The organism is Nostoc sp. CALU 1950, from assembly GCF_051172895.1.
In the GTDB taxonomy this organism is placed as follows: Bacteria; Cyanobacteriota; Cyanobacteriia; order Cyanobacteriales; family Nostocaceae; genus Nostoc; species Nostoc edaphicum_A.
The window spans coordinates 1-12,832 of record NZ_JBDNJQ010000211.1; the positions used below are offsets into that span (position 1 = coordinate 1).

Consider the following 12,832-nt stretch of genomic DNA (forward strand, 5'->3'; position numbering starts at 1 on the left):
TCCTAGATCATATTGTATATTGATTTGTGTAATTAATTTTGTTTGATTACTTACCTAAGATTATTCATACTTTTGCTAAGTCTCTGATTAACTCAGCCCTGCTGGGTCTTTTTGCATGGCTTAGTCTAAACTCCAGTACTTTACGACAAGCTAATTTACAAATGTCGCCAGAAGTTCTTACTGATAGTCTTGAGACTGACTACCTTGGGTTCTGCTGTCGCTTCAGGGGCATGACCAACAGTCACCGCAGCAACTTGTGGTGCAGGTGTCGTTAACAAAGAATTGAGTAATTCTTGCTGATAGTCAATATCTGCTACTGTGCGGTAAACTCTGTGATAATCTATCTGCATCCCTAAAGGTGTTGGAACAATTTTCAGATATTCATTAAGAGCAGATATGTAGGTATCACCAAAATTCTGGAGAGCAACAGCCGGACGGATAATATTCAACAATTGAATAGCTCGTCTAATGTCTACAACACTACGGCTAGCATCAATCTCTGGCTGACTTTCGCTGTAGCCTTTGGCTTTCTTTTCTGCTACTAGATTATGAAATTTAGTAATGGCTCTTTGATGATTACCTAATGTGTGGATTTTAGTCTGTGCTTGATAGCCGACTCTGCCCCACTGCACTGTTAAATTACCATCTTCGACAATGGCCGCCCAGAATTTATTGCTGTTCTGGATAGCATCAACAAAAACTAAATAGATTTCCATGTTTTTAACCTAGTCAACTCGCTAACTTCTGGGCATTGCCCCATCTAATTTGATGTTGTAGTGCTTCAAGTATTGTTTCCGCTTCGTGTGTTGTTAATCCATTTAATTGTGAGCAAATATCTACCAAAAGTTGTGGCGTATCCATACCAAGAAATGTGACAAAAAGTGCATCCCTAGAAGCTTCTATTAGTGTGTAACTGCTCGGCTCATGCCTTTCTCGCATAAATACATAATTTGTTAACACCGTCCGAAGCAACAATTTTGTTTTTCTGTCTAATTTCTCCAAATATGCGCCATAATTCTCAACCAGTTGGTCAATGGTTGGAGTCTGCCCGTAATAAGTAACTAAGTCTGTTGTCATGTTTCTTCGCCTTATTAACTATGTTAATTAGCTAGCTATCAATTACTAAAAGAAAGAGCAATAGCGTACCCGCTATGAATCGGTGGCGATCGCCCCCATAGAATCAGGAGGCAATCGGTTTCTCATCAGTTCATATTCCGAAACTTAGCAGCACGCAAAGACTGAGTTTTCGCTGCAACCACAGGACTACTAGCTCGTCGTGCAGTGGATGCCCATGCTTGCATTTTTTCAACCGCCGCCGCATCCTGAATTGCAAGTGGGGTAATGGTTTGACGACAGGTTTCGAGGTCAGCAAGTGTTACCTGCTGCGGTCTACCCTCATCGAATGCCAGCAGAGCAGCTTCCGAAGCAAGGGTTTCCAGTTCTGCTCCTGAAAACTTTGCAGTGTTGGCAGCGATCGCTTCGAGGTACTCTGATTCCAGGTGAATACCAAAGCGTTGTAGATGAATCCCCAGAATCTGGATTCGTTCTGGTGAGGTCGGCAGATCAACAAAGAAAGCCTCATCAAACCTACCTTTGCGCTTAAACTCACTTGGTAGTGCTGATGGATCATTGCAAGTAGCTACAATAAATACCCCAGCAGTACACTCACTCATGAACGTAAGCAAAGTTCCAAGAATCCTTTGACTAACACCTGAAGTATCGCCCTGACCTGAAAGCGCCTTTTCCACCTCATCAATAAACAAGACACAAGGTGCGATCGCGGATGCTGTTTTCAGTGCGCGTTTAACATTACCTTCGGATTCGCCAACTAGTGAACCTAGAAGGGACGCAATATCGAGTTGCAGAAGTGGTAGATTAAGTATGCTAGCGATGTTTTTGGCACAGTGAGATTTTCCTGTTCCGGGTGGGCCAGCCAGCAATACACCTTTTGGTTGGGGTAACGAGAGACTTCGCGCCTCTTGCGTGAACAGCCGCCGCCGCCTCATCAGCCACTCGCGCAGTAGATCCAAACCGCCAAAGGGGATTATCGCAGGTTTACCCAACTCGATACCCATTTGAGACAGTAGCCGAGTTTTGTACTCGACGGCTTTGGGGATGAAATCAGCGCCGACAACGACACCATCATTAGTTAAGTTTTCTTTGACTGTTAACCGAAGGAAATCACTAATCTCCTCCAGGGTTAAACCCAGGGCAGCACGAGAAAGAGATTCAATTTCACTTTTATTAAGGGAAATAGTGAAAGTCAATTCCTGTTCAATAGCTGACTGTTGTAGGTCATGCAAATAAGAATTGATATGTTCAAGTATTTGGTCAATACTAGGTAAAGGAACTTCACAATAAGGAATCAATCTGACTAAGGATTCGTGTAATTGTATGTTCTGACCCAGTAATACAATGCGTTTATCTGTGGGTTTTAACCTGTGGTAAAGGTTTTTTACCTTGCTTAAAATCTCCCATGATAATTGGGGTGAGTTCTTAGCAATAAAGGGGTGAATATCTCCGAGGATAAATACACCATTCCCAGTGAAGTTAGCAATGTAATCAAACACATATAACAATGGATCAGCCTGTGGTGGTTTCTTATACTCTGCAACTGGCTTAAAGACCAATCCCCCATCTGCTGCGATTAAACATTGCTCTAAGGTTGATACTCCCAGATTCCAGAAAAATACTGGACTTGATAGCTTGTTAGATGCCTCTGTAGTCAACCACTGAATAATCGTTGCTTCATCAGGAGACAGAACATCAACCGCAGCAATAGGAATTTGTGAATCGAGTGTGGAGAGAAGATTTGAGAATTTCATGTCAATTATTCAAATATTTCATTTGTGAAATGGCGAAGCCTTTATGATCAGCAGTTACCAGCCGAGTTAAGACTGGTAACTGATGACTGATTACTGACGCAAACGTGTTTGATTGCTTAGGGTAGTCCGAAGTTGTTGGGTTTGGGCTTCGTCCTTGTAAATGCGATCGCTCTCGCTCACAACTCCCAATGCGGATTCAAACGGTTGTGTAGCCGATAAACAACTCAGCCCCTCGAACCCCTCAGCCTCCACACGAACTTCACCTGTAGCGCTGTCGAAATGAATCAGTATTGAACGTTCCATAATTATCTCCTCACGTACTGTTGAACTTCTTGATGTCCGGCAAAAGTTAGGCGTAGGGTTTGCACACTTCCGCTAGTTGATTCAGCGATCGCACATTCACCAAATTTTTCTTGTAACTCGGCAGCTTTGACACGAACCAAATGCTTACCATAAGCCAGCATTAGTTTATTACTGAAAAAGTCTTGTCCCAGCTTAGGAACTGTTTCATAACTATCGTGTATTACCTCGTACACGCCGCTTGAGATGTTCCATTTGAACCCGATGTCTGCACGGGCTTTTATGGTGCGACCAGATACGATGATTTCAGCGCTTTGTCCTTGAGAGCCACCGTAGTATCCTTTTAGTGGCTGTGCTGTTTCGTGAACTTGCGGATTCAGTTTCAAATCTTGTAAAGCTTGTACCAGGCATTCACGGTTAGCAAGCTTGGTTTTAACGGTTGAGAAATGTGACATTTTTAGCTCCAAGGCTTTCAAATTGGTTTAAGAAATAGTACGGGTGCGATATCCTTTTTGAGTTATTCTGGAAACTACGTATTAAATCCATTAGTCTTGAGCGAATACACCCTCGCCCAAGACTATTTTTTACCTGAACTTGAACGACATCACTGTAGCTTTCGATAAGCCCACATCGTCAGTCGCTAGCTGCTGTAGATTGCGTTGTTCATCCAACAACTTGGCGCGAATCTCTTGCATCTTTTGCTGTAGTTGACTGCGCGTATCAGAACCAAGATTCTTAGACTCAATCGCTGGATCGTTAACGATAGAATCTAAGTGCGCCATCATCGCCTCCAAGCTACTGCCTGCCTCCGGGTCAGCATTCGCTAGTAGTACCTGAACCTTCATAAGATGGCGTTGCATCTTCTTTTTAAACTGGATTGGCTTGCGTCCTGGCTCCCAGTCGCTCAATTCTTCAAGCAACTGTGCGGCAAGTTGTTCACCGCCAGCTAGAGCAGATTCCCGTAGCCTTTGCTCCAGATTTTGGTCATACTGTTGGATGAACTTGGTAATCTGGTCAAGACATTCGGCTTGTTGCTGATTGAGTTGTTCGGACAATGCCGGGATGATCACCGGACGACCAATCACGACTTGCAAATAGTCTTCGAGATCGGTCAGAGTCGGAAATGCTCTTAACAAGTTGGCTTTAACTGATTCTTGCTTATCCTGTGCTAATTCCCAAGTATTAAGTGAGAGGAACTGATCAATCCGTTCCTGATAATCAAGAAGTCCCCCTTCGTAATCAGCTTTTAATTGATTACGTAAACCAGGGGCGATATTATCCCTAATGTTGATTAACTGATTCCATACCAAGGGAGCTAAATCAATCGGACAAACCCAATCACCAGTATCAGCAGACATCCACTCTTGAACTGAAGCAATCTCTTGCCTCAATTGGGCAGCAGCTTCATCCAACTTCTTGAATACCTTAATACCTCGCAAACCGACTTCGGAATTTGTGACTTTCACAAGGTCTGATTCAATTTCAGAAACTTCAGCTTTTAAGACATCTGCCCATTTAGGAGCAGCAGATTTTGTACTTTTCTTTAGCTGAATGCGAAATCTAATGCGAGTTTTATTTAACTGTGAGAAATTGTGGCGCTCGACTACTGCATCAGTTAGAAAATTTGCAGCAACAGGATTGTCAATTGCTTGTACCATGATTATTCACCTCAATCACTATTTTTCACTTTCAATTCAGCGAAGCTTTCTTTGTGACTATTTGAATGTCTGTAGTAGCCCTATAGATTACTTTTTTAGAGCTATTCTGTAGGCGAATATGTCTTTTAATGACTGGTGGTTTATGTATGGACATGGCTTAAAATAGCTGAAGTTGCTGCGAATTATCCTGTACCACAGGCTTGTTATAAGTCATGCCTTCGACTTCATAACAGCGAGTCATAAGTTTGTTTCGATTTAGCCGAAAGCTGGCTTTTTTTCTTTGATTTGGCAGAGGGAGAAATAGATACTGTGGATGTTGGATGCTACCCTCATCTCCCAAATATCGACAATGTGTACCATTAATTTGGTAAACTTTTGATGAGCTTAACAGTGTCGCATCATACACTTTAATCAAATTTGTTTCCATCTGATTAGTATTCAAGTAGAGTGTGTGATAATCTTTAGTGGAATCGATTTTTCTCTACAGTTAGACTGATTGAATCTGACTGTAGAGTTTTTCACGGATAATCTGATTCAATTTTTCCTTTGATTCATCTGACAGAACATTAAAATCAAACTCTTTGGAGTCCCAAACTTCATCAAGGCTTGTAGACTCATCAATAATGTTTGCAATCAAACAAGATTCATTGTCATAGTTCCAGCCATTCGCTAAAAGCCACGGCAGAATTCCCTCAGATTGCAAAAATTTTTCCAGGTCAAAGAATTCAGAAAATAATTGCAGATTTTCGATGCTGGGGTGAACAATTGTAATAGTCATCTGTGATTAGTTGTGAATAGTTGAACAACAAAAAGAGGGGGAAAGGTTAAAGGGGAAAGGGAAAGGGATTCATGAATTAAATCATCCTTAGAAAAGCAAGGTTTTTACCTTTTCCCCTTCCCCTTTTCCCCTTTCCCTTCTTTATTAGCTGTAGACAAAGCTTGAGTTACTTATAACTACAGTCTCTCAACTCATATCTTGCACCTGATAAAAACAATCAGTATTAACCAAGAACAAGAAAATAAAAGTAACATCCATAAATGGGGACTCTACTTCCTATATTGGTAAACTAAACTACATTTAATAACAGCATATTTACGAGTGACATATACAAAAACAGGAATAATGTCATCTGCATAGAGATATTTTTATATGTTCGTAAAAAATGAGAAAAAAGGGCGTAGAAAACATAAATAACAGCAAGAAATATGGAAATCATTCTTGCCCACGCCCATACCCTAATGTATACGATTCTGGCATTGATGCCTAGCCGTTATCAACGAGACAACTTGGAAGCAATGTTAGGGCTATTTCTGGCAGCAGATGGAAAACCTTTGCCACATTACAGCAAATCCAAATCTGAAAGTGCCTTAAGCAGATTTCTAAATACCTATAAATGGCCTACTCGCAAGCTAATTCGTCATGTTCGCCAACAGGCAATTGAGCAAATTAACAGTCATTGTCCATTGGGAAGAAAAGCATTTCTACAAGTAATAATTGACCTGACAACTTTAGAAAAATGTGGTCAATTTAAAGCATTTAAGAATCTAATAACCGTTTATAACGGCAAACGAGGCTTGCATATAGTAGTTTTGTACTTAGTAGTTGGACAATGGCGTATCCCTTGGAATTTTCGTGTCTGGAGAGGCAAAGGTACAGCGAGTCCAGCCCAAATGGCATTACGAATGGTGCGTAACTTACCAAAAGATTTGACCACAAAATTTCAGGTGAAAATTCTTGCTGATACAGCTTTTGGAACTAAGGATTTTATCAACGGTATTCGGAAACTCAAATATCATGCTGTCGTTGGTATTGGTTGCAATCGCAAGTTGGTTAATGGTTATCCAGTTAAACTTTTACATCGTCGAGGGCAACAAGTTCAACTCGTTGGATTAGACTTTCCTGTTACCCTTTCATGGTATTATTTCAAACGTGATAATGGTCAATTTGTTAAACGATATGTTATCTCTACACAGCCTCTTAAAGCTAGTACTATTTCATGGTGGGGTAAACGTCGTTGGAAAATTGAAGGTTGGTTTAAAACTGCTAAACATCGCTTTGGTTTAGATAGATTTGGACAAGGTACTCTTTTAGGAATTTATCGTTGGTTAGTCTTATCCATTACTGCCTATTTATTAGCATATTGGACGTATCTTTCATCCTGTTTACCTGATTCTTTGGACTGGGGTCAAGCTGCTTTTCTTGCACTATCTACTTTTTTACCTCATTTAGTCTTGTCTTTATTGCTACTAAGTATTGAACGGCTTCGACCCCTAGCACTTAGTCATGGAATTGACATTACTATTTCCAGGTGCAAGATATGAGTCAAGCCCTGTTTACAACAAGTTAAAGCACCATTTCATTCGCAGCTTTTGTTACAGCTAAAGCCTGTTTACTAACCTCTCGCCAATTGCTTTGCTCGTTGTAGGATGCCATCACTAATTCCGACTCTACCCATACCCGACAGAACAACACATTTTCATCTGTCGTCCCCGGAGTAGGCTGTAGTGTAATGGGAGAATACAATTGTTCTGGGGTCAAAGTTGCGATCGCCGCAAGTATGCACTTTGAGAAATGCGTGTCGTAGCCTGATTCTAAAATATACGTCCGGTCTGCTTGAATAGTTATCAGCAACTTGCAGGTTTCTTTTTTGCGGCGTTCTGTATTCTCAAAACGTAGTTCTTTAAGATATCCAGTTAAGGCAGTTTGAGGGACATCACTTGGTTCACCATTGAGTGTGTACCACAATCCTCCGTGCTGACGATTGCAGTAGATTTTACAACTGCCAGCTTCAGAGTGCAATCCCAGTTTCGGTTTATTGATTGCTGCGACTAACTGCTTGAGTAGTTCCTCTTGACGCATTAAGGCAGCAAGTAAATCAGAATTTTCTTGAGGGTTCATTGTTCAATACCAACACATCTCACTTTCGCATTGGCGAAGCCGTTGACTTCTTAAAAAAGCAGGCGCAACCGATGAAGATTTCGGTCACGCCTACTGATTTTTTTTACGCCGCTACTAACTCCTGACAAACTTGTGGCAGTTTAATCGGAGCAGTTGCCGTGGATAGAACCTCTACAGCCTCTTTCACACTCCAATATTGCACTCCATCGCCACAGCGCCAGTAGTAGGTCTTGGGGTCGTTTTCCCAGACTTCATCAGCGTTTCTGACCTTGAAGACAATTCCCAAGAACTTACCATCTAGATATACGTTGTGAGCCGTCTGAAGGTCAGTGCGTCCTACATAGGTCAGTCGATAGCCGTCTACTGGTTCGCACAAGTCTTCTGCACGAGTCCCGCGATACGAGCAGTTACCGCACCCATGACCACCACAATCAGGACAAATGGCAGCAGGCATATTCCACTTCGGCAGTGTAAAATCCCATTCAGCCGGTGGGGTTAATATTCGAGCCTTGTGAGAGATATAACAACCAGCGTGACCGATTATCTTATCAGAATGGTATTGGACACTCAACGATAGCCAATCACAATCACCTAACAAGCCAATTTTCTCAGAAGCTTGTTTCAATTCCTCATCTTCCTTATGATTGCGCTCTACTGGAGCAGAAAGACTCGCTTTAACCTCTGCAACAGCGCGTTTGAAAGATTGTTTATGGTATCGAGCATAACCGTGGGTCATTTTTACCCACACAATATCATTACTGTTGATCCAGATAGTTACTACATCTTCGGGCTTGCACTCTTTTGAATAGTCCGATTGATTGACGATGGTTGCAATGATTTGGCGATCCTGTGTGGTCAACGGATCTTTTGTTGGCGCAGTGGCTGAAGTTTGTGTCATCATTGGAAATACCTCTTGTTTGGGGTAAAAAGGCGATCGCAACTTTTCCAGAGCCAGCGATCGCCTTTTGATTTGTGTAGTAATTGATGTTGTGGCTTGCCACAACACTCTCAATCTAGAATTGGCGAAGCCTAATATTCTTTTGCTCCTAGCCAGTGACCGGAGCTACCAAGCAGGATACACAGCGCGTCAGGCGACAGGTGAGTTTCAATAACATCATTCGCTAGTCTTCATCCTGTTGGTAATTTTTATTAAGAACTCCCGCAATCCTTATCTACCTTCAGCAGCTTTGACTATCCACTGCATCTGTTACCTGGGGATATTGTTCTGTTCTGTTTTTTTCAAGGTTCAGTAGAAGCGCTTTTTGTATTTTTAGGAGGAGCGCCCGTTTCATACTTTTATTATCACTGACGGCGTTAGTGATTGTCAACCAGTTTGAATCACCTTTTTAGGATTTTTCACTAACTGAACTTGTAAAAAATCTTCTACAGATATATCAAGAGCCTTGCATATTGCTTCTAGCTTTTCCCAAGAAACAGTAGGTTTGAGTCCTTTACGTTCATCAACTGTATATTCTCCGCGCTCCAAGTGCTGTATTGACTGGTAAGAACACCCAGCCCGTTTAGCCAGCGAAGCCATTGACTCTTCACCTCTAAGTATTTTTAATCGCTCTCCCATCTCTTTAGTCCACCAGACGCTAGCGATAAGAGTTTTTGACATAATTAATAGTTCTTCTTCTATGTAATCTTTTCTATTATCGCCACTTGACTTCTCAGCCATAATACAATAACTTAGTTAGTGATAAATAGTAATACCTTTCACTAACTTAGTTTGAAGCACGGCAAAAGTAAAAGCGATCGATTGCTGATCGGGGCAGTGCCTTTGTGTGAACGTCTTGATTCTGGAACGATTAAAGTTTTTAGCAACCAGTTTTCAGACTTGGTTTGGTCATCGGGATCTCCGAGGTGGCTCCAGCGTTAGAAGTTTACTTGCCGCCACTCCGGGTTAGCTGCGGCTACTTTTCCCGGTGGCACTTCAGTTTTGGTTCGTTGAATTAGTTTGCGATCCCTTTTGGCAGTCGGCTTAAAGACTCAGTATACTGAGTAAAATTTAAGTCGAATTTTTCTAGCTATTTTCTCATCTAGAACTTAAAATAGTCGTTAATACTGTTTGCGGGACTTTGGTGCGACTTCCGAACCTAGCCTGTAACGCTATCCTAGCTTGTCGTGTCGTCATTCCCCGAACAGTACCCCCTTCAAAAAAGCCACTATGTCAAAAACGGACATTAATCGGGCGAACCAACATCAGCAAGTGGCAAGGGAAGATTTAGTCATGTTCATTAATGCTTGCCTCTCCTGCACAGGACAGCGTGAATTCTATGGTGATGGTTACGGGCAGCGCGTATCTATTGACTTTTTGCACGACTATATTTTAGGTAATTACCGTTTACTCTACACCCGGACATTGGCAGCAGGGATTAACCACTTCAACCAAGCGCAGATTATCCTCAAATTACTAGCAACAGGAAAACATACACCCCCTGAACATCGACAAGAAGAAGGTGCATTAATTGCCGCAGCATTAACAGCCCTACCACCACAACGAGGTTGGGAAGTATTGCAACAATTGCGGAAAAGAAGTATTAATAATCGTCGTAGCAGAGCGATCGCTCGTGATTATCTCCAGCAAAAACGTGACATCAACTTTGATGCTGTGAAATATCGCTCGAAATTTCGAGCGATCGCTTCCCATGCTCACCTCACCCTACCAGGAGAATTAGGTAATTTTCTCTTTGGGAAATGGAAACAGCAAGTTTATCAAACAGAATTATTCGAGACATTTCGCCAAGCACACTATAGCGCTCAAGCAGTTTATCAACTACCCTTTACAGTTGCCGAAGGTTTAGCAGCAAAACACGGAATTAAACGAGAAGTCTTTTTATCCCGTATTCAAGAGCAAATGACTTTGAATGAAAAATTGCGCTTTCAAAGTTCAGCCAACCGCACAGAAGTAGAAATCGACATTAATTTAGGTCGTCTCCCCCTAACTCGTTTGGCGCTGTATATTCTATCCTTGCCATTGGATACTCGCAAACAGCAGTGGGATATTTTAAACCAAGCATTAGAGAAATCTGCTGCCTTCACATTAAGAAAATCACCTCTAAAACTAGGACGAGTAGCCGCAGTTCTAGATTGCAGCTACTCCAGTTCCGGTTCAGCCGAAAAACATCGTCGTCCTTTAGGGGTAGCCTTAGCTACTCATTACTTACTAAAAGCAGCATCCCAGGAATACCAAGCTTTTTGGACAGCATCAACCAGCGATCCACTGCTGATTCTAGCTCGTAGACAAACAGACCTCGCTACTCCCCTACTTGATGCTTTGGAATGGGGCGCAGATTTAATAGTACTTGTCACCGATGGTTGGGAAAACGACCCTCCCAGTGGAGCATCAGAAATTCTACGTGTATATCGTAATCGTTTAGACCCAAAACAAAAAACTTCGATTATTCATTGCAATCCTGTTTACAATGCCAATGACTTTTCTTTACACCCCCTTAGCCCCACAATCCCCACAGTAGGATTACGGGATGCAGAAGATTTACCTACCATGTTGGGCTTTGCTCGATTTGCTGAAGGCTCTGCATCTTTAGCCGAATTGGAATCATATTTAGCAGAGCGAGTCAAGCAAATGTTAAGTGATACAGCAATAAAAACTCCTAAACCCAGGACTGATAAATCTTGAGCGGCAATTATGGCATCCAAAAGCAATCTCTTAGCAGACATATCACTCAAAGGACTAGAAATTGCTCCTTCTCAAATACGGGGAGCAGTGCGGATTGTGCCATTATTGCGCCATCAAGTACGTAATGACTTGCGCTTGCTGCGTCGTAGCTACGATGAAGATTTAGCAGTTGTTTCCTTAGCAGGAGAAATGACAGCACCAGGAATGAAATATTTTTCCTATGTTCCTCACGGGCTAGTGTTGTCCTGGACTGATGACGGCAGCCCTGTAGGGGCTTTTGGAGGACAGCTTTTTAAAACAGATGGTAAACAGCTAAACTATGGTTGCGCCAGTGTCCGGTTGATGCACCGGATGGTGAAGCGGGAATCTAGTAATCAACTGAGATTTTTGCCACTTCACTTGGCAATGGAAGGCTTTTTATCAATGTTTTTCTCTGGCCCCGATATCGCCTGGAGTGAATATTCTAAGTATGCCCTTTCTCATGGGCTGGGTAGCCGAATGGAAAGCTCTTTTAGTGGACGTTATATTGCTGGACTTGAAGATGCTTTGCGGGTATTTGAAATTCACTCTCGACAGGTTGGGGTATTAGTATTTGTTGCTGAGGCATTAGCATCAGCTTTTGTAGTACCGACCCCAGAGGACTATCGACTTTTGCACAATAGCTTGTTAGAAGATTTCTATGGTGAGTTATTGTACCAATACGCTTTACTGCACGATACTACTTTTCCAATGAGTGTATCTTTAGATGAGTCAAAAATCAATGATTTAAAAGCTTTGAGAGCAGCAGTACAAAATATGCGTTCAGATTGGGCATCGTTTCAGGGTTTCATGGCAGAGGGACTGTTAGGACGCAAATTAATTTCTCAAAAAGTCTATACTGCTGGTTCGTTCATGTTACAACGATTTATTACTGACCTCAACCCCAACGAAGAAAATCATATTGGGGAAGCAATTATTCGAGAGAATGGTGAATTGGAGTATTTAAAGACTTATCGCTTATCAGGAATGCAGACTCGCCGAGTTTATTTGCTGAGTCAGTTAGCAGAGCATAATTGGAATTTGGATGCTACAGCTAGTAAATTGGGCAATACACGAGAGGAATTTGTGCTGCGTTTAGAGAAGGTGGGTTTTGGTTATTTGCTTAATGCAGAAGTACGACTTGCAGCACTGAAAAAAATCAAGGGAAAAAGATGATACAGGTATATTATCCTGATTAATTTGAAGAAACTACATCAATTGCTCTTAGGCGATGGACTACAACTGCTAGAGCAAATTTAGCGGAGTTCGACTTCAATAACCTTCGACTAGCTTAAATCAACACATTGCACACTGAGTATGTAAAAGTAGAAGGCGAAATATTGTTATTGGCAACCAAGGTGCGGGGAGGATGTTAAAGCCAGATTAAACTAAGAGTATGAGAATTGGTATTTTCGAGCAGATGACAGTTAATAATGGACGCCTTATGTGAATTAAGGGAGAGGATGTTGCTCAAAAGTAAGGACATCAATAC

The 12,832-nt window shown here is 41.9% G+C and carries 15 protein-coding genes; 4 read left to right on the plus strand and 11 right to left on the minus strand.

The features are described from left to right. Positions 1-155: 155 nt before the first annotated feature. From ABF638_RS33885 to ABF638_RS33920, 8 genes are all read right to left on the minus strand, one after another. Positions 156-716, minus strand: a complete 561-nt coding sequence (locus tag ABF638_RS33885; RefSeq protein ID WP_435027194.1) for a WGR domain-containing protein — start codon at positions 714-716, stop codon at positions 156-158. A 13-nt stretch (positions 717-729) separates the two neighbouring features. Then, entirely contained in the window at positions 730-1,077 is a 348-nt protein-coding gene (locus ABF638_RS33890; protein ID WP_435027195.1) for a hypothetical protein, read from the minus strand. 125 nt (positions 1,078-1,202) lie between these two features. Then, on the minus strand, positions 1,203-2,825 hold the full coding sequence (locus ABF638_RS33895) for an AAA family ATPase (protein WP_435027196.1): 1,623 nt from the start codon (positions 2,823-2,825) through the stop codon (positions 1,203-1,205). 90 nt (positions 2,826-2,915) lie between these two features. After that, on the minus strand, positions 2,916-3,128 hold the full coding sequence (locus ABF638_RS33900; protein WP_435027197.1) for a DUF2997 domain-containing protein: 213 nt from the start codon (positions 3,126-3,128) through the stop codon (positions 2,916-2,918). 2 nt (positions 3,129-3,130) lie between these two features. Then, entirely contained in the window at positions 3,131-3,580 is a 450-nt protein-coding gene (locus ABF638_RS33905; protein WP_435027198.1) for a DUF1257 domain-containing protein, read from the minus strand. A 129-nt stretch (positions 3,581-3,709) separates the two neighbouring features. Continuing rightward, the gene (locus ABF638_RS33910; protein WP_435027199.1) at positions 3,710-4,783 is read right to left on the minus strand and encodes a hypothetical protein; all 1,074 of its coding nucleotides are present in this window, start codon (positions 4,781-4,783) and stop codon (positions 3,710-3,712) included. A 157-nt stretch (positions 4,784-4,940) separates the two neighbouring features. Further along, on the minus strand, positions 4,941-5,210 hold the full coding sequence (locus ABF638_RS33915; RefSeq protein ID WP_104902079.1) for a hypothetical protein: 270 nt from the start codon (positions 5,208-5,210) through the stop codon (positions 4,941-4,943). A gap of 60 nt (positions 5,211-5,270) precedes the next feature. Continuing rightward, complete coding sequence (locus ABF638_RS33920; RefSeq protein WP_323233873.1) at positions 5,271-5,561, minus strand: hypothetical protein; 291 nt, start codon at positions 5,559-5,561, stop codon at positions 5,271-5,273. A 428-nt stretch (positions 5,562-5,989) separates the two neighbouring features. Here ABF638_RS33920 and ABF638_RS33925 point away from each other — a divergent pair, with 428 nt between their 5' ends. After that, a complete protein-coding gene (locus tag ABF638_RS33925; protein ID WP_435027200.1) occupies positions 5,990-7,105 on the plus strand; it encodes a transposase in 1,116 nt (371 codons plus the stop codon). Positions 7,106-7,127: 22 nt separating this feature from the next. Here ABF638_RS33925 and ABF638_RS33930 read toward each other — a convergent pair whose 3' ends face one another. From ABF638_RS33930 to ABF638_RS33940, 3 genes are all read right to left on the minus strand, one after another. Further along, a complete protein-coding gene (locus ABF638_RS33930) occupies positions 7,128-7,682 on the minus strand; it encodes a hypothetical protein (RefSeq protein ID WP_435027201.1) in 555 nt (184 codons plus the stop codon). Positions 7,683-7,785: 103 nt separating this feature from the next. After that, a complete protein-coding gene (locus tag ABF638_RS33935; protein ID WP_435027202.1) occupies positions 7,786-8,685 on the minus strand; it encodes a hypothetical protein in 900 nt (299 codons plus the stop codon). A gap of 321 nt (positions 8,686-9,006) precedes the next feature. Continuing rightward, on the minus strand, positions 9,007-9,300 hold the full coding sequence (locus ABF638_RS33940; protein WP_322661655.1) for a helix-turn-helix transcriptional regulator: 294 nt from the start codon (positions 9,298-9,300) through the stop codon (positions 9,007-9,009). A gap of 166 nt (positions 9,301-9,466) precedes the next feature. Here ABF638_RS33940 and ABF638_RS33945 point away from each other — a divergent pair, with 166 nt between their 5' ends. From ABF638_RS33945 to ABF638_RS33955, 3 genes are all read left to right on the plus strand, one after another. Continuing rightward, positions 9,467-9,589: a hypothetical protein gene (locus ABF638_RS33945; RefSeq protein WP_435027203.1), complete on the plus strand. Its 123-nt coding sequence runs from the start codon at positions 9,467-9,469 to the stop codon at positions 9,587-9,589. Positions 9,590-9,849: 260 nt separating this feature from the next. Next, positions 9,850-11,322 (plus strand): hypothetical protein, encoded by a 1,473-nt coding sequence (locus ABF638_RS33950; protein ID WP_435027204.1) that lies wholly within the window; start codon positions 9,850-9,852, stop codon positions 11,320-11,322. Positions 11,323-11,331: 9 nt separating this feature from the next. Next, positions 11,332-12,516 (plus strand): ARPP-2 domain-containing protein, encoded by a 1,185-nt coding sequence (locus ABF638_RS33955; RefSeq protein ID WP_435027205.1) that lies wholly within the window; start codon positions 11,332-11,334, stop codon positions 12,514-12,516. The last annotated feature ends 316 nt before the right edge of the window (positions 12,517-12,832 follow it).